The sequence below is a fragment of the Methylobacterium sp. E-045 genome (assembly GCF_022829685.1).
Classification (GTDB): Bacteria; Pseudomonadota; Alphaproteobacteria; order Rhizobiales; family Beijerinckiaceae; genus Methylobacterium.
On record NZ_JAKSYE010000083.1, the window covers coordinates 1 to 19,883 of the forward strand.

Here is a 19,883-nt window from a genome sequence, read left to right on the forward strand (position 1 = left end):
GCTCGCCCGAACCGGATTTCAGCGCACAGGTTCGCCGCGCCTTCGACAGGCTGAACGCCGTGCTCGCGGCGGCCGGCTGCAGTTTCGACGACGTGGTGGACGTGACGACCTTCCACACCGACCCTGAAACGCAATTCGACACGGTGATGGCGGTACGCGACGTGATGATCGGCGAGCCGCCCTATCCGAACTGGACCGCCGTCGGCGTGACTTGGCTTGCGGGCTTCGACTTCGAGATCAAGGTCATCGCCCGTCTTCCCACCCCGGTCTGAATCAGTGTTCGGCTTTGACGATGCCGGGAAGGAGTGCCGAGCCGCCTGTTCCTCTCCGGGCCCGACACCAGTCGGGAGCACCGTCGATGAGACGGATTTCAACGGCTGCTCCCGATCTTCAAATGAAGGGGTCGGGCGCCTCAGGGCCAGAGTAGCAGCGAAACATACGGCCGCTTCTGGGAGCCGCACGGCCGCGCTGGAACGACAGCGTCGGGTCGCTATCGGAAGGGCGGCCCGGGGTTGGTTTGGGCCTGGCGGCTTTCGGGTGACTACGGAAGATAGCGGACGTCGTCAGAGCGCCCATTCACGACTCATCTCGGCCACCCGAGCGGTGTGAGGAGGACGGGTGGAGCGTCAGGAGCCGAGGCCGGCGAGTTCCGCCGCCATGGCATCGACGAACACCCGCGCTCGCGTGCGCATCCCACGGCCGGATGCGATGAGCGCGTAGACCGGGGTCGGGGCAGTGGCATGGCTCGGGAGGACCCGTTCGAGGCGGTTGGCGGCGAGATCCGCCGTGAGGTCGAGGGCGGACTTCAGCATGATGCCTCCGCCAGCGAGCGCCCAGTCGTGCACCGCATCGCCGCTGTCCGAGCGTAGGCGGGTCCGTAACCGGACATCCGTCTCGATGCCGCTCGGGCCGATCAGCCGCCACGTCGTGGGGGCATCGCCGTAGCTTAAACCGTCATGGGCCGCGAGGTCCGCGGGGCACGACGGACGCCCACGCCTGTCGAGGTATCCTGGCGACGCGACGAGGATGCGCCGGTTCTCGGCCAATCGGCGCATGACCATCGTGCTGTCCTGCGGTGGCCCGATGCGGATGGCCACCTCAATGCGCTCGCCGACGAGGTCGACGACCCTGTCGTCGAGCTTCAGGTCGGCGTCGAGGCGGGGATGCAGCGCGACGAGACGGCCCAGGACCGGGGCCACGTGGCGACGCCCGAACGAGACCGGCGCACCGACCCGCAGCAATCCCGTCGGCTCGTCGCGTTCGTTCATGAGCCATTCCTCGGCGGCCTCGATGGCATCGAGCGCCGGATCCACCTGCACAAGCAGGGCCTGGCCCTCGTCGGTGAGCGAGAGGCTGCGCGTCGTCCGCTGGATCAGCCGAGTCCCGGCGCGGCGTTCAAGGGTCGTCAGGCGCTTGCTGACCACCGCCAAGCCGACGCCGAGTTCGCGCGCCGCCGCGGTCAGGCTGCCGAGCGCCGCGATGCGTCGGAAGGTGCGCAACTCGTTCAGGTCGTCCAGCATCCGCTCTCAACCGCCGTTCAAGTGTGTCTACACGATTGGCGTCCTTATGCGCCGGATTTGCAAGAGCTAGATCCTGGTCATGAACCGGGACCCCTCAAGCCTCGACCGCCGCGCCCTGCTCGCCACGGGCGTCGCAGCCGCCGCGATGCGCATCCTCGAACCGGAGCCCACGATGGCGAACGACGAGACATTCTGGCCGAACGGCGCGCGCCTCGCGGTAAGCGTCTCGCTGATGTTCGAGGCCGGCGGTCAACCGATCTCGGGCGCGGGCGGGGTGATCCCGGACCCCATCGAGAAAGGGCTTCCCGACCTGCCGACGAACGCCTTCTTCCAATACGGCGTCTACGAGGGCATCCCGCGCCTGCTCGATCTGTTCGACCGGCATGACGTGAAGATGTCATCCTTCATGATCGGGAAGGCGGTGGACAAGGCGCCGGACCTGGCGCGCGAGATCGTCCGGCGGGGGCACGAGGCTGCGGCCCATGGGCGGACCTGGGAAAACAGCTACGCCCTCGATTCCGACGCCGAGCGCCGGTTCATCGCCGACGGGGTCGAGAGCATCGTCAGGGCGACGGGCCAGCGGCCGGTGGGCTGGAACGCCTACTGGATGCGCAACTCCCCGCGTACCCTCGATATCCTCCAGGACCTCGGCTTCCGCTACCACATCGACGAGCCGAGCCGGGACGAGCCGTTCATCGTCCCGCTCAAGGGCGGCGACCTCGTCACCGTCCCCTACACCTTCCACATGAACGACATCGTCGCGTTCCCCTTCGTCGGTTGGGATCCGGCGGCCTACGAGCAGGCGCTCAGGGACGAGTTCGACCAACTCTACGAGGAAGGCGCGCACCGCCGCCGCATGATGGTGGTGAGCCTGCACGACCGCATCTCGGGCCATGCCAATCGGGTCCGCGTCCTCGACCGCTTTTTTACCTACGCCCGCTCCAAGCCCGGCGTCTGGTTCGCCCGCAAGGACGCCATCGCGGCCTGGGCCCTCGAACGACGGGCAAGCACGCCGGTCGTCACCCGAGCCACGCCAACCGAGACCGGCCTGCCCGGCTCGGCCGACTGACCTCCAGCCCTTGCTGTCGCACCACACGGAGATCTGAACGATGCCCATGGACCTGAACGGACGGAGCGTCCTCGTCGTCGGCGCGGCCGGCGGGATCGGCTCGGCGACGGTGCAAGCCTTCGCCCGGAACGGCGCCCGCGTCGTCGCGGCGGGTCGCCCCGGTCCAAAGCTCGACGAGGCCGCACGAAGCGCCGGTGCGGAGCCGGTCGCCCTCGACTTCACCGAAGAGGCGGCCGTCGAGGCGTTCTTCGCCGACCGAACCGCCTTCGACCACGTGGTCGTCGCGGTGGCGTCCACGAAGACCGGCTCGGTGGCCTCGCTTCCCCTGGCGGAGGCCAAGGCGGCGATGGAGTCGAAGTTCTGGGGCGCCTATCGCGTCGCACGGGCCGCGAAGGTCGTCGATGGCGGATCGCTCACCTTCGTCTCGGGCTACCTCAGCCAGCGTCCCGGTGCCGCCGCGGTGCTGCAGGGGGCGATCAATGCCGCCCTCGATGCGCTTGCCCGAGGCCTGGCGCTGGAGCGGGCGCCGGCGCGGGTGAACACCGTCTCGCCGGGGCTCGTCGACACGCCGCTCTACGCCGGGATGGACACGGCAGACCGTGTGGCGATGTTCGAGAAGCGCGCCGCGCAGTTGCCGGCACGCCGGATCGGGCAGCCGGACGACCTCGCGCAGGCCATCCTGTTCGTAGCGACCAACCCCTTCGCCACCGGGTCGACGGTCACCGTCGACGGCGGCGGCACCATCGCCTGAGGGCGCGGACGATGCGCCTCGATCACGCCACCCTGCGCACCCGCCACCTGGACGCCCATCGCCGGTTCTTCGAGGAGGTCTTCGACCTGCGGGACGGGTTCCGACCGGCCTTCGGCTTCCCCGGGCACTGGCTCTACAGCGGCACCGAACCCGTCGTGTATCTCATCCCGGCGCGACCCGGCTCGACCGTGCCCTCGCATAGCGGCGAGGGCATCGATCACGTCGCCTTCCTTCGCGACGATGACGCTGCATTCCGCGCGCGGCTCGACCGCCGCGGCATCCCCTACGACCGGATGGAGCTTCCCGAGATCGGCGAGCGACGCGTGTTCCTTCACGCGCCGGGCGGCGCACTCATCGAGGTGGCGTTCCGGGAACGCGTGCCGACGGCCCAAGCACAGGAAGTTCACCCATGATCCCGCCCATCCGTTCCATCGCCCTCGTCCTCGTCCTCGCATCCTCGCCCGCCGTGGCGGAAACGCTCGTGGCACCGAAGGTGCTGATCCTCGAACCCGGCCCGGCCGCGCGTCAGCGCGACGCCGTCGTCCTGGCGGCACGACGCTACGCCACCTTCTGGCACACCGGCGATCCGACCTATGCGCGGGCGGCCCTGGCCGACGGCTTCGTGGACGAGACGCCGCCGCCCGGCCGCGTCCAAGGTCCGAGCGGGCCGCTCCTGGCCTCCGAGGTGTTTCGCAAGGCCGTTCCGGACCTGACCTGCGAGGTCGAACAAATGATTGTCGCCGGAGACCGGGCGGTGCTGCACCTGCACCTGCGCGGCCACTTCACCGGCACGTTCGAAGGCCGTCAGGGCCATGGCGAGCCGGTCGCGTTCGTCGCCACCGACATCTACCGCGTCGTCAAAGGGCGCATCGCCGCAAACTGGCACATCGAGGACAACCTCACCCTCCTGCGTCAGCTCGGCGCCCTGCCAACCCAATAGCTCCGCAGGCGGCAACGAAAGCCCCAACACCTCACCGGAGACAGACCATGCCTCTTCCGCGCGGCTCCCTGGTCATGGGGCTCGTCCTGTTCACGGCGATGGACTGTCCCCCGAGCACCAGTGCCGGCCACGTCTGGGCCGCGGAGGATCCCCGCCTCGCGGTGGCCATGCCCTTCGATACCCCCTCGAATGGCTGCCTCGATTGTGAAGTGACCAGCCGCGACGATCGAGGGCGATTTTCTACAAATGCCTTAGTCCAAAGCTTTCCAGAATCGGCAGAAGCTCGTCCCGTGCGCGAAGCCGGTGGTCATGAACACGGGCTTGAGCCTCCACCGGCTCTCCGCGCTGTATGGCTTCGATGATGGCTCGATGTTCGGCTACCGACGACCCAAGTTCACGGCGGAGCTTGAGTGTGAGCATGCGTGCGCGATGTGATTGGTCATTGATGGTCTGGATGATCCGGGTCATCCGCCCGTTACCTGCGCGCTCCACGAGTGTCCGATGGAAGTTGGCGTCGGCCTTGCCCCACGCGGGCAGATCACCGTCCTTCCAAGCCCGCGCCATTTCCCCCGTGCCACGGGCGAGTTCGGCGGCCGCTAGCTCGCGCTCGGCATCGGGAAGCGACGCAAGTAGCTCGGCTGCACGCCCTTCGACGGCGATGATGACGTCGTAGATCTCGCGCATGTCCTCGGGCGCGAGGGCACAAATGAGGACCCCTTTGCGCGACAGAACACGGACCAGCCCGTCTTCCTGGAGACGGATCACAGCCTCATGGACTGGTGTGCGGCTCATGCCGAGGCGAAGGGCGATCTCCTGCTCCGAAGCCTGGTAGCCGGGAGCGAAGCTCGAATCCAGGATGGCCTGCTTGAGGGCCGCATAGGCATTGTCGACCATCGACGGCTGACGCCCAGGCTCCTCGGATTGCTCGTGTTTGCTGGCTGACCGTCCGCGGGCCATCGCTTCCTCCTAAACGACGACATTCGTACCATCTTCCATGCAAGCTGCAATACGAGATTGACAGACAGAGCGAATCAATTCTATCTAATGCCATCTTGCATGCAAGTTGACATACACAGATCAACGCATGCCTGCCTGCCGGAGGAAACGATGGATACGTCGCTTGAGAAAGCGACCATGCGCCGCGTGATGTGGCGACTGGTCCCCTTTATCTGTCTTCTCTACTTCATCGCCTTCATCGACCGCGTGAACATCGGGTTCGCAGCGCTCACGATGAATAAGGATCTCGGGTTCAGCTCCGCCGTATTCGGTTTCGGAGCTGGCGTTTTCTTCTTCGGTTACTTCCTGTTTGAGGTGCCTTCGAACATAGTCCTCGACAAGGTCGGCGCTCGGATATGGATCGCCCGCGTGATGATTACGTGGGGAATGATTTCCGGGGCCTTCGCTTTCGTCCAGGGCGAATACAGCTTTTACGCCCTGCGCTTCCTGCTCGGCGCGGCGGAGGCCGGTTTCTTCCCCGGCATCATCCTCTACCTGACCTACTGGTTCCCAGCCCGCTATCGTGCCGGCGTCGTCTCGCTGTTCATGGCCGCGGCACCGATCTCGGTGGTCATCGGCTCGCCGCTCTCCAGCGCGCTCCTGGAGATGGAGGGCATCCTCGGCCTGCACGGCTGGCAGTGGATGTTCATCATCGAGGCGATCCCCGCCATGATCCTTGGCGTCGTCGTCCTGTTCTACATGACTGACCGGCCCGAGAAGGCGAAATGGCTCCCCGACGATCAGCGCGCGTGGCTGGTCGCCGAGATGAACGGCGAGCACGCCCGCAAGAAGGTGGTCGCCAAGCACGGCATCCTGGCGGGTATGGCCGATATCCGGGTGCTGGCCCTCGCGCTGATCTACTTCGGTACCTCGGCGGGCCTGTACACCCTCGGCATCTGGGCTCCGCAGATCATCAAGAGCTTCGGGCTCTCCACCCTGGCGGTCGGCTTCCTCAACGGCGTGCCGCCGACGATCGCGATCATCGCGATGATCCTGTGGGCGCGGCATTCGGACAAGGCCGGCGAGCGCAAGTGGCACGTCGTCATCGCCTGCCTCGTGGCGGCGGTCGGCCTGATGCTGGCTGGCGGCGCGGCCTCGGCGGTGGCGGTCATCGCCGCGCTCACCCTGGTCAACGTCGGGATCAGTTCGGCCAAGCCGCCCCTGTGGGCCATGCCGACCATGTTCCTCTCGGGCCAGGCAGCGGCGGTGGGCATCGCAACGATCAACTCGATCGGTAATCTCGGCGGCTTCGCTGGGCCCTGGGCTATCGGCTGGCTCAAGGATCAGACCGGCGGCTACGCGGCCGGGCTCGCCTTCGTAGCTGGTCTGCTCGTCCTCTCGGCTGTCCTCACCCTCGTCGTCGCCCGCTCAGGGCGCCGATCCGAGGCCAGCGAGGCCGACGCGGTCGCGCACTGAAGTTTCCCAACCCGCAACGTCCTCTTCAACACGGAGACCTGTCATGTCGAAGACCTACAAGATCGCCGCCATTCCCGCCGACGGGATCGGCATCGAGGTGATTGCCGCCGGCATCGAGGCGCTCAATGCGCTGGCCGAGAAGACCGGCACCTTCAAATTCCAGTTCGACCACTTCGACTGGGGCTCGGACTACTACAAGAAACACGGCGTGATGATGCCCGCGGACGGCCGCGAGCAGATCAGGAACCACGACGCGATCTTCTTCGGCGCGGTGGGGGCCCCCGATGTCCCGGATCACATCACCCTGTGGGGCCTGCGGCTCGCGATCTGCCAGCCCTTCGACCAATATGCCAACGTCCGCCCGACCCGCATCCTGCCGGGCATCACCAGCCCACTGCGGCACGTCTCCGGTCCGGAGCTGAACTGGGTGATCGTGCGCGAGAACTCGGAGGGCGAGTACGCGGGCGTCGGCGGCCGGGTCCACCAGGGCCATCCCAACGAGGTCGCCACCGATGTGTCGATGATGACCCGCTCGGGCGTCGATCGCATCATCCGCTACGCGTTCAAGCTCGCCCAGTCCCGCCCGCGCAAGCTGCTGACCGTCGTCACCAAGTCGAACGCTCAGCGCCACGCTATGGTGATGTGGGACGAGATCGCCGCCGAGGTCGCAGAGGACTTCCCGGACGTGACCTGGGACAAGATGCTGGTCGATGCCATGACCATGCGTATGACGATGAAGCCCGAGACCCTGGACACCATCGTCGCGACGAACCTCCACGCCGACATCCTGTCGGACCTCGCCGCCGCGCTCGCCGGGTCGCTCGGCATCGCGCCGACTGCCAACATCAACCCGGAGCGCACCTACCCGTCGATGTTCGAGCCGATCCATGGCTCAGCCTTCGACATCACCGGCAAGGGTATCGCCAATCCGGTCGCCACCTTCTGGACCGCGTGCCAGATGCTGGAGCACCTCGGCGAGAAGCCGGCAGCCGACCGGCTCATGAGGGCGGTGGAGCGGGTGACCGCTGACCCGAACCTGCACACCCCCGACCTCGGCGGCAAGGCCAACACCCGGCAGGTCACCGACGCCGTTATCGCCGCCATCCAGGGCGACAACGAGTAAGGGGGATGCCGTGACCCAGCCCGGAGATTTCCTGCGGCGGTTGTTCGCGACCGCCGTGGCGGCGGCCGATCCTGCCGACTGCGTTCGCCGCCACCTCTCGGGCATCAAGGGCGGGCGCCTCGCCGCCGCCTGCCACCCCGCCAGCGGCGGTGGCGAGTCGATCAAGCCGGGCGATCCCCGGATCGGCACGCCGGACGTGCGGATGGTCGCGACGCCACTCATGGCCCTGGAGGCTGCCGCGGAACTCGCCCGACGCGAGGGCGTCATCCCCTGCATCCTCGGCGATGCGATCGAGGGTAAGGGGCGCGAGGAGGGCCGCGGCGGGCGCAACGTCGGGTTCCTACCGGCGCTTGGGGCTGCCTTGGATGGGCATCCCGGCATTCACGCGGTGGCTGGGGACACGGACGGTGTCGACGGCCTGGAGGAGATCGCCGAGGCCGTTCCGAGCCCCGAGACCCCCGCTTGTGCCGCGGCTTTCGGCCTCTCGCTGGCCGAAAGCCTCGCCCGCAACGATGGCCACGGCTTCTTCGAGGCCCTGGACGACGGCGTCATCGCCGGACCGACCCTCACCAACGTCAACGACTTCCGGGCGCTTCTGATCGCCTGATCCGCAACCAAACCAGAGGCGGCCGTTCTCCTCGGCCGGATGCGCCATGCGCCGTCACCGTCACGCCAAGATCGTCGCCACCGTGGGTCCGGCGAGTTCCGCCCCCGACCGGCTGAAGGCACTGTTCCTGGCAGGCGTCGATACCTTCCGCCTCAATTTCAGCCACGGCACCCACGACGACCACGCCAAGGTCCACGCCTCCATCCGCGCCCTGGAGAAGGAGGTCGGCCGACCGATCGGCATCCTCCTGGACCTGCAAGGACCCAAGATCCGCGTCGGGACCGTCAAGGACGGCCGTCTCGACGTCGTAGCGGGTGAGAGCATCCGCTTCGTGCTGGACGGCGCGGACGGCGACACGCAGGCGATCCCGCTGCGCCACCCCGAGATCTTCGCCGCGGTCGTACCCGGCCAAGACCTGTTGATTGACGATGGCCGGGTGCGGGTGCGCGTCACGGGCCTTGAGGCCGACAGCATCACCGCCGAGGTGATCACCGGAGGCGTCATCTCCAACCGCAAAGGCGTCAACCTGCCCGGCACCCTCCTCGACCTGTCGCCACTCACGCAGAAGGACCGCGCCGATCTCGCCTTCGGGCTGGATCTCGGTGTCGATTGGGTCGCCCTGTCCTTTGTCCAGAAGCCTTCCGACATGATCGAGGGGCGGAGCCTGATCGGCGACCGCGCCGGGGTGATGGCCAAGATCGAGAAGCCTCAAGCGCTGGACCGCATCGAAGACATCATCCGCCTCTCCGACGCGGTGATGGTCGCCCGCGGCGACCTCGGCGTCGAGATCCCCCATGAGGACGTGCCCGGCCGTCAGAAGGAGTTGATCCGCGCCTGCCGCCTCGCGGTGAAGCCGGTGATCGTTGCCACCCAGATGCTCGACTCGATGGTCAGCGCCCCCGCCCCGACGCGAGCGGAAGCTTCGGACGTGGCGACGGCGATCTACGACGGCGCCGATGCGGTGATGCTCTCGGCCGAGTCCGCCACCGGCCAGTACCCGGTCGAGGCGGTGTCGATGATGGACCGGATCATTCGCTCGGTCGAAGGGCACAAGCTCTACCACTCCATCGTGGCAGCCTCCGATCCCGGCGAGGAGGAGACCCCGCCGCATGCTGTGGCCACCGCCACCGCCGTCTTGGCCGAGGCGCTGCATGCCAAGGCGATCGTCACCTACACGTCGAGCGGCACCACGGCCGCGCGGGTCGCTCGCAAGCGTCCGGAGCCGCCGATCCTGGCACTCACGCCGAACCTCGCGACCGCACGGCGTCTTTGCCTCCTCTGGGGGGCGCACCCGGTCCAGACCGAGGACGTGAACAGCTATGAGGAGATGACCGCGAAGGCAGGGCACTACGCCCAAGCCGAGGAGTTCGGTCGGCCCAACGATTACATTGTCGTGGCGGCGGGCATACCGTTCCACACCACCGGCAACACCAACAACATCAGGGTCATCCAAATTTGATCAAAACTCTGGAGCGCGACCGGTAGAAGAACCTCATTCGTTGGTGCCGTTGCTCGACAACATACCGCTTCGTTACCTCCAGGCGACAATGCTTGCGGTTGTCGCGTCCCACGACTCCTCCGCAAGGAAACTAGCAAGGAAAGACATTTCTGTGCGTCTGGCAGTCAAGGCAAGAGCCTACGACGTCTTCGCCGAATGGCCGGACGCGTTCCACAAAATGCTTGACGACATGCTGACCTTAAGCCCCCTGCCTCAGTCAAGAGTGCGAGCTTCACGCAGTCCGCCTATGACCCCCTGCAGGTACTATCAGCACAGACTCGCGGCCGTTCTTGTGAGAGACCCTCAGAAGGCAATTCTCGACGAGTACGAGCGGCACTTCCTACGGACCATTCCCTGTGGGGCTCAAACCCAAGTCGATCGTAAGCCCGTGACTGAGAGCATCCTTCTTACACTGGCTGGAGTGAACGAGCTTTTGGGTCTGAAGCGAGGAGCTAAGCGGCGCCTGCCCATTTTGCTTGATCAGGGGCCGAGCGCATCGGGCACACCGTACTCGCGCAAGATAGCCGTTCTAAGGAGTGCGTTGGTTGCTCTCCGGGCAGGGATATGGATGACCGGTTGAACCTTGCAACGGCTGCGGGGAGGTTGGGTGTCGCTGATGTGGTTCTGAATAAGATCATTCACAGCGGCTTTCTCTCGCTCATTCGAAACGAGTACGATGACGGGCCGCGGTTGAGCAGAGTGGCCATCGATTACGTCGTTTCAGACCTCGCGGCGAATGCGCGTAGGATATCTCGTTCCGACGACAGCCTGATGAGCCTAACCGAAGCCGCAAGGACGGGGAGCGGCGGGGGCGGGGCCTCATCGGTACCGTACGATTGATCATGGCCGTGCAAGGCGGCACGCTTCATATCGTGGCCAGGCTCAAGGATCGAACCGGACGGGACGGAGTGCTGGTCCAGCGCGAAGGCTGGTCGTCGACAAAAGCCTTCATCTTTCAGATACCCGGCGACGAGGCCTCAGCCTCGGCAAAGTGACGCTAGGTGTTTTTGTCTAATCGCTGACAGATGCGTTGCGGTTTTCGGTCAATCGGTTTTAAAGATCGCGCAATCGCTTTCTCTCAACGCCAAAAACCCTTATAAATCAATGGGCCTGTAGAGTTTAATCGGTTTCCCTCAGAACGAATGCGGCCGGGAGGGTCGACATGAGCAACATCATCCGTCCGACCTTCGGCCAGCCGCGCAAGCCGGCGCGCGCCGACGACGACCGGGTCGAGGTGACGACCGAGCGCGTCTACGGCGAGGCCGGCGACCACCGCGTCTGCCTCGTGCGCGACGACGACGCCCCGGAAGGGGACGTCTACAAGGTCGTGGTCGGGCGCCTGGCGGGGCAGGAGGTCAGCACCGTGGCGATCCTCCCGGCGACCCCCGAGGGGGAGATCGATGCCGAGGTGGTCGCCCTCGCGATCCTGCGCACGCTGAGCCTGATCGACGAGGACGACGAGGATCCCGACAGCGCCTGACGCCGGTGCGGGTTCGCATCGGAACGTCGGCGATCCGCCTCGCTCGGGTCGTCCGCGTGTCGCGGGTGCCCCTGCCGGAACCGGCCGGTCGCGCGCCGCGACGTCGAGACGACCTCTCCGCGCCCTTGTATACAGGGTCGACATCGTGCCGTGCGGCAGGACCGGGACGGCGTTCGTCGACCGGCCGCGGGAGGACAGAGCCATGAGTAGCAACCCCGTCGTCGTCGCCGTGGCGATCACCGGCTCGGTGCCGCGCAAGAGCGACAATCCGGCCGTGCCGGTGACGATCGCGGAGCAGATCGACTCCACGCATCAGGCCTTCGAGGCCGGCGCGACGCTCGCCCATATCCACGTCCGCAACGACGACGAGAGCCCGTCGTCCGACCCGGACAAGTTCGCCGCCGTGCAGGAGGGCCTGCGCAGGTACTGCCCCGGGATGATCGTGCAGTTCTCCACCGGGGGACGCGGGCGCGACCCGGCCGCGCGCGGCCTGTCGCTGATGCATCGGCCCGACATGGCGTCCCTGTCCACGGGCTCGGTGAACTTCCCCACCATCGTCTACGAGAACTCCGCCAGCCTCGTGACCGCCCTCGCCAGCCAGATGAAGACGTACGGCGTCCGGCCGGAGATCGAGATCTTCGACCTCTCGCACCTGCACGGCGCCAGGCGCCTCGTGGACTCGGGCCTCATGGACGCGCGCCCGCACGTGCAGTTCGTCCTGGGCGTCCAGAACGCCATGCCGGCGGACGAGCGCCTGCTCGACATCCTGCTCGGCGAGATGCGGCGCATCCTGCCCGAGGCGACCTGGACGGCGGCCGGCATCGGCCGCCATCAGGCGGTCGTCATGGAATGGGCCCTGGCGCGCGGGGCCGACGCGGTGCGCACCGGCCTGGAGGACAATATCCGCATCACGAAGACCCGCCTGGCGGCCAGCAACGCCGAACTCGTCGGCCGCGCCGTGGACGCGGTGACCCGCCATGGCAGGCGGGTCGCCACCCCGGCGGAGGCCCGAACCGCCCTCGGGCTCGCGACCTGACGGATGAGCGTCCCGGCCCGCGATGCGGACCTGCTCGGGCCGCTCTTGGCCTTCACGGCGTGCCGGCCAGGATCGCGGCCCGCGGCGGCAGGGGAGGCGATACGATGTCCCGGAATGGAGCCTGACCGCGCATGCCCCTGATCCGAGCCAACGGCGGCGACCTCCATGTCGACCTGTCCGGACCGACGGGCGCGCCGGTCCTCGCCCTGTCGAACGCCCTCGGCACCACGCTCGCGATGTGGGACGGCATGGCGGCGCGCCTGCGCGGTCCCTATCGGATCCTGCGCTACGACACGCGCGGCCACGGCGCTTCTCCGGCCCGTGATACCGGGACCCGCATCGAGGATCTGGCGGCCGACCTCATCGGCCTTCTCGACGCCCTCAGCATCGAGAGGGCGCATCTCGCAGGGCTCTCCCTCGGCGGCATGACCGTCCAGGCCGTGGCGGCGACGGCCCCCGAGCGGGTCCTCAGCCTCGGCCTGATGGCGACCGCCGCCCATCTCCCCAGCCGCGAGAGCTGGGGCGAGCGGGCCGCGTCGGTGCGGATGCGGGGGACGGCGGCCATTGTGGAGGCCACGCTCGCGCGGTGGTTCACCGCCGGCTTCCGCGAGGCATCACCCGCTGTCCTCACGACGATCAGAGAAGACTTCGTCGCCTGCGACCGAACCGGCTACGCCCGCGCCTGCGAGGCCATCGGCCAGATGGATCTCAGGCCCGTGCTCGGGCGCATCCGGGCGCCGACCCTCGTCATCGCCGGGCGCGACGACCCGTCCACACCTCCGCCCATGGCCGAGGAGATCTGCGCCGGCATCCCCCAGGCAGAACTCGTCCTCCTGCCGCGGGCGGCTCATCTTCTCGCCGTCGAGCATCCGGGCGTGGTGGCCTCCCATCTCGGCGCCTTCCTCGGCCGGCACTGAGGGGAGGTCCGGGGCGCCCCCCGCCTGCCCTGGAAGAACGCCCTCCCTCGTCACCCTGACACTGATGCTGGCGCCGGGGCGGGAGGAGGGGGTTCAAGCTCCGCATTCGCCCGCCCCCCGACATCGGAGGATTCTGTAATCGGGCCTTCGCTGTCAAAGCGTGTCTTGCTACCGCGGTTGCTGGCAGGTCCACACGGGGTAGATAGAAGACATGCCTGCGTCAGAGGCTCAAAGCGATGCACTCAAACGTGCTGCACTTCATGCCGCCGATTAGCGGCGCATTCCGCCAGTATTTCACCGTTCCGATCTCGCAGATGGGACATGGTGCCTGGGAGGCGAACGGCTGATGATCTCGCTCCCGCTCGAAAGCCCTGATCAAGTCGTAAGCCGGTGCCATCGCCTTCTCGACACGCTCGCCAAAATCTGGACGGGGCTCGCCGGGGCCGTTCGATAGTTCGGCCTTGAGGCCGTCCCAGAGGGCCTTCGCATCGGTCGTCATCTCTTACTCATAGTGCGAGGTCGCCATTGGTCGATAGTTCGCGTTCCCATTCGCGCTGGGCGCGCTCGGCAGTGAGGTCATCGCAACCTTGATCTCGTATTCACGGGGCTCTTGGCTTCTGTCCGTGGTCGGCACTGAGACCGCCACATGATCGCGTTCCGATGAGAAGCGAACCTATATGCAACAGCGGACTTGGCCAGGGGCCAGTACAGCCGTCATTCCGGCTTCACCTCCCGCCCGTCCCAGTGAGGACGACCCTTCGAGGCCGAGCTTACCCAGCCTCGATCCCTGCAAACCGTAAGATGCCTACGCGGTGGCGGCGGCCGGAGCTCGACTGCGCTGAAGCGGAAGGTCGTGCCGTCCACCCACATCCGGTGCATCACCACCGCCATCTTGCGCGCCAGCTCCACCGCCGCGCGCTTGTTGCCCTGGCGCTGCGCCGTCTTCGTGGCCCACGCTTTCAGCCCGGACCATTTCTTGACCCGGTGCAGCATCACGTGCGCCGCCTCGAACAGTGCGGCGCGCGCCTCGGTGTCGCCCGTCTTGGTGATCCTCCCGTTCCGGTCAATCTCGCCGGATTGGTGCTTGCGCGGTACGAGGCCGAGGATCGCCCCGACCGAGCGCGACTTGGCGAACCGAGCCAAGTCCTCGATGGCAGAGATGAAGGTCAGGCCGACCACGGCTCCGGCGCCCGGCACCGTCATCAGTTTCCGGCAGACCGCATGCTCGCGGGCGATCTCCGGCACCATGCGATTGAGTCGGTCGAGCGAGAGCAGCATCGCCGCATGCGCCTGAAGCAGCACGTCGAGGATGGCGGCGACACGTGGCAGGTCGGCCGTCAACTCGCGCACCCGCTCCGAGAAAGTCCGGCGCTTAGCTGTGCCGAGCTCGATCCCGAACAGGCAGAGCGAGCCACGGATCTGATTCTCCACGTCGCCGATCTTCAGCACCAGCGTCTTGCGGCTGGTGAGCAGCGTACGCAGCTCCATTGTCCGGCGTGCCTTCACAGGAACCTGCCGGTGCGCAGCACCTGAGCAAGCCCGCGCGCGTCGTTGCGGTCGGTCTTGTGGGTCATCGCGACCATCGCGGCGCGGGCGTGCCGCGCGTCCATGCACACGACGTTGGGCACGCCGAATTCAGTCATCTCCTCGCGGAGCCAACCTGCCAGCGCACCGGTCTCCAAGTCGACACGGATCAGCGGCAGGCCGAGAGCGCCAAACCATGTCGACAGCGCTTCCGGTTCGCTGGCGACCTTGGCCTCGCGGAGGATTTTGCCCTCCTCATCGACGACGCACACCGATGTCTCCGCCAACGAGACATCCAGACCGGCGTAGTAGCGCATGACTCTGCCCCCGGATGATCGGTTGCAGGCGTCATCCCGGCGGACCGGATTGAACCACCGAGCCGCTTGCCACGATCCGCGACGCGGGGAGGTCTGGCGAAAGCCCGATTAACCCGATCTGTGCCCCACCACGTCGGGCCGGGACACATCTCCCGATCCTTGTCTTGCCGCGCCGTCTTTGGCCGAGCCGGCATCCATGTCGGCGGAGCGCGCTCTGGCCCCGTGAGATCGGCCCATCCCCCGCCGGAGCGTGGCAGCGAGTTCCCCACAGGCATTGGTTGCTTTGCCACCGTGCCCGTCTTCACGGCTTGGAAGCCATCCGAATGGGCCGACCACGGCGAGGAGGACGGATCGGCCCTTGACGACAGTCTGGAGTTATTCTAATTAATAACTATGCGGCGGCGGGGGGCGGTATGCCTCCTCTGCCTGGACCGGAACATCGGGAGATACACATGGCACACAGCACCAGCGCGGCCTGCGAGAGCTGCCGCTTCTTCGACGATCACAAGATCAATGGCGGCCTCTCGGCCGGCGACGAAGGTCTCTGCCGCTACAACCCGCCGGTGAGCCAGCCCGAGCCGAAGTCGCCGGGCCTGTGGCCGGTGGTGGCGTCCAAGGATTGGTGCGGCCACTTCACCTCCGAGATGACGGCGGCCGAGTAAGGCAGCGTCCATCGCGGGTGGCGAGATCAGGGTCGGCGCATCAGCGCCGGCCCTTTTTCATGCGGCATCGTCCGCGGCGCGGCGCCTCGGACCTCACGAAGAATTCTCTCGCCGCCCCCGCGAAATCCGCTAGGACGCCGTGAGCCGGTCATGATCCGGTCACGTTCACATCCGAAGCCGGGGCCTTCAGACGAGGGGCGGCTCCCGCCACCGCGTGCTTGACCACGCGCCCCGGACGGGCGGACGGCATGGGCACGGACGGTCGCGTTTCGGGGCGGGTTAAGGATTTTTCTGGATGACGTATCGACCCATTACCGCCGTGGCCGGGCGCCTCCTGGCGCCGATGGCCGGTCTCGCGCTCAGCGCGATGTCCGGCCTCGCCATGGCTGCTCCCAATGATCCGAGCGGAACCTGGCTCACCGAGGATGGCCGGGCGCGCGTGCGCCTCGAGAAATGCGGCCCGAAGAACGATCACGTCTGCGGCTACGTCGTCTGGCTGAAGGTGCCGCTGAACGACAAGGGCCAGCCCCGGATCGACTTCAAGAATCCCGACCCGAAGAAGCAGGCCCGCCCGTCCCTCGGCCACCAGCTCGTCATGGGCATCAAGCCCAACGCCGACAACCATTACGAGGGCAAGATCTACAACGCCGAGGACGGGTCGTTCTACGACGTGACGATCTGGAGCGAGAAGCCCGGCGAACTCACCGTGCGCGGCTGCATGCTGCGCTTCATGTGCATGTCGCAGGCCTGGACCAAGGTCACCGATACGGCCCCGGGCCAGATCACCGGCCCGACCAACGGGCCGGGCGGCCCCCGCTCCGATCCGGAATGGGCGCCCAAGCCCGCGCCGGCCGCGACGGGCGCCGGCGCACCCGCCGCGCCCGCCACGAAACCGACCGCGACGGCACCGAAGCCGGCGGCCAAGCCCGCCGAGTAGGGCGCCGGCCGGACGCGGCGGATCGACGATCCGTGAAAGCGGCATCGTCCCGGATCCGGGACGATGCCGACACGCTCCGTCACTCCGTCAGGGCGGCGTAGGTCAGCACCCGCAATTCCCGTCTGATCGGCAGGGCCGAGGACGGAATGAGCTGGGCCAGCATCACCACGGCGAGATCCTCCTCCGGGTCGATCCAGAACGAAGTGCTCGCCAATCCGCCCCAGGCGACCTCACCGGGCGTGCCGACGATCTGCGCCCGTGCCGGGTCGAGCATGACCGAGAATCCGAGCCCGAAGCCGATTCCCGTATAGGACGATTCCGAGAAGCGCGGCTGGCCCATGGAGGCGAGGTCGCCGCCGAGATGGTTCATCAGCATCAGGTCCACCGTCTTGCGCCCGAGGAGCCGCACGCCGTCGAGGGCGCCGCGCCCGAGGATGAAGCGGCAGAAGCGCATGTAGTCCGACGCCGTCGAGACGAGCCCTCCGCCGCCGGAGGCGATCGCGGGCCTGGCGGCGAAGCGGCTTCCCACCGCGTCGTCGTAGAGCTTGAGGCTGCGGTCGCGGAACAGGCTGTAATTGGCCGCCAGCCGCGAGACCTTGTCGGCGGGCACGAAGAAATCCGTATCGCTCATGCCCAGGGGGTCGATCACCCTGGCTTTCAGGAAATCGCCGAAATCCCGGCCCGAGACCACCGCGACGAGGTGGCCGAGGAGATCGGTGGCGACGCTGTAGTTCCATTCCGCGCCGGGCTGGGCGAGGAGGGGCTGACGCGCCAGGCGGGTGACCACATCGGCGAGGCTCGCGTCCTGGTTCTCGCCGAAATCGACGCCGTTCTGCCGATAGAGCGCATCGACGAGGGTCGCCTCCATGAAGCCGTAGGTGAAGCCCGCCGTATGGGTGAGGCAGTCGCGGATGGTGATCGGGCGCCCGGCCGGCACGGTCTCGGCCTTGACTCGGTTGCCGCCGGTGAAGACCCGCGTCTCGGCGAATTCGGGCAGGAAGCGGGTGATCGGGTCGTCGAGCTGGAAGCGCCCTTCCTCGTAGAGCATCATCACGGCCACCGAGGTCAGCGGCTTCGTCATCGAGTAGATGCGCGTGATCGTATCGGCGGCAAACGGCGTCGCGCGGGCGATGTCGGCCAGACCATGGGCGCGGAAGAACGCGGTCTGCCCGCGCCGCGACAGCATCACCGAGAGGCCGGCGAGCTTGCCCTCGGCCACCAGCCGTCGCATCCAGCCGTCGACCCGCTCGAGCCGCTCGGGGCAGAGGCCGACGGCCCTCGGGTCGGTTATCGGCATCTCCGGTACCGGGATGTCCTGCATGCGCGCCACTCCGTCCTCACCGCCCTCGGGCGACCGTCTCGTCGAACCTGACCCCGGCCTTTAGAGCATCGTCCGGCGCCATGGGTACCGGTATTTGCCGGCTTTCAGTCACACGCCGAAGGCCCGCCGCATGGCGCATCGAAGGCGCGCCGCGTGGCGCATCGAAAGCGCGGGCCGTGGCGCTCACCACCCCATGCTCCCCGGCCCGCCCTTGAACGGGCCGACGACCTCCGGCGTGATCCAGCCGCCATAGAAACCGCCGGGCTGCGGCTCGACCTTCACCTCGCCGACGAAACAGGCCTCCATCGCGCCGGCATAGAAGGCGACGAAGCCGGCGATGGCCGAGAAATCCGGTGTGGGCGCCGGGTAGGCCCAGGCCGCGCCCGGCGCCCGGTGGCCGCCGGCCACGACATCGAACAGGACCGCACGGCCCTTCCATTCGCAGATCCCCGCCGTCCTGGCCGGTCCGAGCACGCCGTCGGCCACGTCGCCGGGGGGCAGGTAGTAGGTCGGCGGATGGCTCGTCTCCAGCACGCGGTACCCCGCCACCGTCTCGGCGACGATCGCTCCGGCAAAGACCACGCGCAGGCGCCGGGCCACGCGCTCCAGCCGCGGCGGGCGGGGATAATCCCACACGCTTTCCTGGCCGGGACCGCAGGGCAGGGGGGTCGGGTGCATCGGCGTCATCCTGGATTCGAAGGACTATCAGGGGTTTGTCGCTCAAGGGGCCTCCCGGACACGGGAGACCGCCGTCGCGGCGCGAGGCGTCGCGGAGGCGATATGCGAGGCACGGCGTTTGCGCGTGGCGCGGGCCATGCTAGCCCCGCTCGCGACGCGGATGATAGGAATTCGGCCGCTCCGATGGATCGGCCGTCTCGGTGAGCCGGCCATTCCGAGTGAGACACCCTGGGACAATGCCTGTGACGGATTTCGCCCTCTTTCTCGATTTCGACGGCACCCTCGTGGAGATCGCTCCGCGGCCGGACCAAGTGGTGGTCGCCCCGGAACTCGCGCCCGCGCTCCTGCGCTTGCGGGACCGCCTCGGCGGAGCGCTCGCCATCGTCACCGGCCGCCCCATCGGGGTGATCGACGACTTCCTCTCCCCCGCCCGGTTCGACGTCGCCGGCCTTCACGGGGTCGAGCGGCGGGTCGACGGGATCGTATCCGGCGGCAGCGCCGAGGATCATCCCGCCCTGCGTGCCCGCATCGCAGGGTTGAAGGACGCCGTGCGCGACCTCGAATCCGTGCTGATCGAGGACAAGGGGGCTTCCGTCGCCGTGCATTGGCGCCTCGCCACGCCCACCGATGCCGCGCAGGCGGAGGAGGCGGTGAAGGCAGCGGCGGCCGATCTCGGCGCCGATTACCGGCTGCAGCTGGGCAAGGCGGTCGGTGAGATCGTCCCGGCCTCGGCCACCAAGGGCCATGCCATCCGCGCCCTGTCCGAAGCGCCGCCCTATGCCGGCCGGCGCGCGGTCTTCCTCGGCGACGACCTCACCGACGAGAAGGCCTTCGCCGTGGTAAACGAGGAGGGCGGGGTCAGCGTCCGCATCGGCGGCAGCGACACCATCGCCACGCGGCGTCTCACCGATCCCAATGCCGTACGCGCTCTCATCTATGCCTGGGCCGACGGCGCGCCGATCGACCCCGACGCCCTGCCGCCCGCCTAAGGGCGCGAGCCGCCGCGATCCCGTATCCGGGCCGGTGCCGCAGACCCGACCGTGACGCTCCGCACTCGCCTCGGGGGCGGGCGAGATGGCAAACTCCGGATT

Annotated in this window: 22 protein-coding genes and 1 pseudogene; 16 read left to right on the top strand and 7 right to left on the bottom strand. The window is 67.6% G+C overall.

What is annotated here, in order from left to right; genetic code table 11:
* Nucleotides 1-272 (top strand): Rid family hydrolase (locus tag MKK51_RS13045; RefSeq protein ID WP_243977630.1); only part of this gene is annotated, 272 nt, incomplete at its 5' end.
* Nucleotides 273-626: 354 nt separating this feature from the next.
* Here the strand turns inward: MKK51_RS13045 and MKK51_RS13050 are convergent.
* A complete protein-coding gene (locus tag MKK51_RS13050) occupies nucleotides 627-1,520 on the bottom strand; it encodes a LysR family transcriptional regulator (RefSeq protein WP_243977631.1) in 894 nt (297 codons plus the stop codon).
* A gap of 79 nt (nucleotides 1,521-1,599) precedes the next feature.
* On the opposite strand from MKK51_RS13050, the gene MKK51_RS13055 reads away from it, so the two are divergent.
* Genes MKK51_RS13055 through MKK51_RS13070 form a run of 4 tightly spaced genes read left to right on the top strand, consistent with a single transcriptional unit; the run spans nucleotide 1,600 to nucleotide 4,280 of the window.
* The gene (locus MKK51_RS13055; protein ID WP_243977632.1) at nucleotides 1,600-2,589 is read left to right on the top strand and encodes a polysaccharide deacetylase family protein; all 990 of its coding nucleotides are present in this window, start codon (nucleotides 1,600-1,602) and stop codon (nucleotides 2,587-2,589) included.
* 40 nt (nucleotides 2,590-2,629) lie between these two features.
* Entirely contained in the window at nucleotides 2,630-3,340 is a 711-nt protein-coding gene (locus tag MKK51_RS13060; RefSeq protein WP_243977633.1) for an SDR family oxidoreductase, read from the top strand.
* Between the two features lie 11 nt (nucleotides 3,341-3,351).
* Entirely contained in the window at nucleotides 3,352-3,753 is a 402-nt protein-coding gene (locus MKK51_RS13065) for a VOC family protein (RefSeq protein WP_243977634.1), read from the top strand.
* Nucleotides 3,750-4,280 (top strand): ester cyclase, encoded by a 531-nt coding sequence (locus MKK51_RS13070; RefSeq protein WP_243977635.1) that lies wholly within the window; start codon nucleotides 3,750-3,752, stop codon nucleotides 4,278-4,280. The genes MKK51_RS13065 and MKK51_RS13070 overlap by 4 nt, the downstream gene beginning before the upstream one ends.
* A 240-nt stretch (nucleotides 4,281-4,520) precedes the next feature.
* Here MKK51_RS13070 and MKK51_RS13075 read toward each other — a convergent pair whose 3' ends face one another.
* Complete coding sequence (locus tag MKK51_RS13075) at nucleotides 4,521-5,237, bottom strand: GntR family transcriptional regulator (RefSeq protein WP_243977636.1); 717 nt, start codon at nucleotides 5,235-5,237, stop codon at nucleotides 4,521-4,523.
* A gap of 150 nt (nucleotides 5,238-5,387) precedes the next feature.
* Between MKK51_RS13075 and MKK51_RS13080 the strand changes: the two genes are divergently transcribed.
* From MKK51_RS13080 to pcaD, 8 genes and pseudogenes are all read left to right on the top strand, one after another.
* Complete coding sequence (locus tag MKK51_RS13080; RefSeq protein WP_243977637.1) at nucleotides 5,388-6,692, top strand: MFS transporter; 1,305 nt, start codon at nucleotides 5,388-5,390, stop codon at nucleotides 6,690-6,692.
* A 43-nt stretch (nucleotides 6,693-6,735) separates the two neighbouring features.
* A complete protein-coding gene (locus MKK51_RS13085; RefSeq protein ID WP_243977639.1) occupies nucleotides 6,736-7,815 on the top strand; it encodes a tartrate dehydrogenase in 1,080 nt (359 codons plus the stop codon).
* 76 nt (nucleotides 7,816-7,891) lie between these two features.
* Nucleotides 7,892-8,422 (top strand): annotated as a pseudogene (locus MKK51_RS13090) (MOFRL family protein); the annotation flags it as partial.
* Between the two features lie 46 nt (nucleotides 8,423-8,468).
* Nucleotides 8,469-9,881: a pyruvate kinase gene (pyk, locus tag MKK51_RS13095; RefSeq protein WP_243977641.1), complete on the top strand. Its 1,413-nt coding sequence runs from the start codon at nucleotides 8,469-8,471 to the stop codon at nucleotides 9,879-9,881.
* 881 nt (nucleotides 9,882-10,762) lie between these two features.
* Nucleotides 10,763-10,915, top strand: coding sequence for a hypothetical protein (locus tag MKK51_RS13100; RefSeq protein WP_243977642.1), 153 nt, complete (start codon nucleotides 10,763-10,765; stop codon nucleotides 10,913-10,915).
* A 167-nt stretch (nucleotides 10,916-11,082) separates the two neighbouring features.
* Nucleotides 11,083-11,400, top strand: coding sequence for a hypothetical protein (locus tag MKK51_RS13105; protein WP_243977643.1), 318 nt, complete (start codon nucleotides 11,083-11,085; stop codon nucleotides 11,398-11,400).
* Between the two features lie 202 nt (nucleotides 11,401-11,602).
* On the top strand, nucleotides 11,603-12,436 hold the full coding sequence (locus MKK51_RS13110) for a 3-keto-5-aminohexanoate cleavage protein (RefSeq protein WP_243977644.1): 834 nt from the start codon (nucleotides 11,603-11,605) through the stop codon (nucleotides 12,434-12,436).
* Nucleotides 12,437-12,567: 131 nt separating this feature from the next.
* The gene (gene pcaD, locus MKK51_RS13115; RefSeq protein ID WP_243977645.1) at nucleotides 12,568-13,353 is read left to right on the top strand and encodes a 3-oxoadipate enol-lactonase; all 786 of its coding nucleotides are present in this window, start codon (nucleotides 12,568-12,570) and stop codon (nucleotides 13,351-13,353) included.
* A 220-nt stretch (nucleotides 13,354-13,573) separates the two neighbouring features.
* Here the strand turns inward: pcaD and MKK51_RS13120 are convergent, their stop codons facing one another.
* From MKK51_RS13120 to MKK51_RS13130, 3 genes are all read right to left on the bottom strand, one after another.
* Nucleotides 13,574-13,852: a hypothetical protein gene (locus MKK51_RS13120; protein WP_243977646.1), complete on the bottom strand. Its 279-nt coding sequence runs from the start codon at nucleotides 13,850-13,852 to the stop codon at nucleotides 13,574-13,576.
* Nucleotides 13,853-14,067: 215 nt separating this feature from the next.
* Nucleotides 14,068-14,967, bottom strand: a complete 900-nt coding sequence (locus MKK51_RS13125) for an IS110 family transposase (RefSeq protein ID WP_243977647.1) — start codon at nucleotides 14,965-14,967, stop codon at nucleotides 14,068-14,070.
* Entirely contained in the window at nucleotides 14,856-15,194 is a 339-nt protein-coding gene (locus MKK51_RS13130) for a transposase (RefSeq protein WP_243977648.1), read from the bottom strand. The genes MKK51_RS13125 and MKK51_RS13130 overlap by 112 nt, the downstream gene beginning before the upstream one ends.
* 452 nt (nucleotides 15,195-15,646) lie before the next feature.
* Between MKK51_RS13130 and MKK51_RS13135 the strand changes: the two genes are divergently transcribed.
* Both MKK51_RS13135 and MKK51_RS13140 read left to right on the top strand, forming a co-directional pair.
* Complete coding sequence (locus MKK51_RS13135; protein ID WP_027173954.1) at nucleotides 15,647-15,856, top strand: hypothetical protein; 210 nt, start codon at nucleotides 15,647-15,649, stop codon at nucleotides 15,854-15,856.
* Between the two features lie 295 nt (nucleotides 15,857-16,151).
* Nucleotides 16,152-16,793 carry a DUF2147 domain-containing protein gene (locus MKK51_RS13140; protein ID WP_243977649.1) on the top strand — a complete coding sequence of 214 codons (642 nt, stop codon included), beginning with the start codon at nucleotides 16,152-16,154 and terminating at the stop codon, nucleotides 16,791-16,793.
* A gap of 79 nt (nucleotides 16,794-16,872) precedes the next feature.
* On the opposite strand, the gene MKK51_RS13145 is transcribed toward MKK51_RS13140, so the two are convergent.
* Both MKK51_RS13145 and MKK51_RS13150 read right to left on the bottom strand, forming a co-directional pair.
* Nucleotides 16,873-18,114 carry a serine hydrolase domain-containing protein gene (locus MKK51_RS13145; RefSeq protein ID WP_409565676.1) on the bottom strand — a complete coding sequence of 414 codons (1,242 nt, stop codon included), beginning with the start codon at nucleotides 18,112-18,114 and terminating at the stop codon, nucleotides 16,873-16,875.
* Between the two features lie 183 nt (nucleotides 18,115-18,297).
* Nucleotides 18,298-18,792, bottom strand: a complete 495-nt coding sequence (locus tag MKK51_RS13150) for a DUF427 domain-containing protein (RefSeq protein ID WP_243977651.1) — start codon at nucleotides 18,790-18,792, stop codon at nucleotides 18,298-18,300.
* Nucleotides 18,793-19,028: 236 nt separating this feature from the next.
* Between MKK51_RS13150 and otsB the strand changes: the two genes are divergently transcribed.
* Nucleotides 19,029-19,781 carry a trehalose-phosphatase gene (otsB, locus tag MKK51_RS13155; protein WP_243977652.1) on the top strand — a complete coding sequence of 251 codons (753 nt, stop codon included), beginning with the start codon at nucleotides 19,029-19,031 and terminating at the stop codon, nucleotides 19,779-19,781.
* Nucleotides 19,782-19,883: the final 102 nt, after the last annotated feature.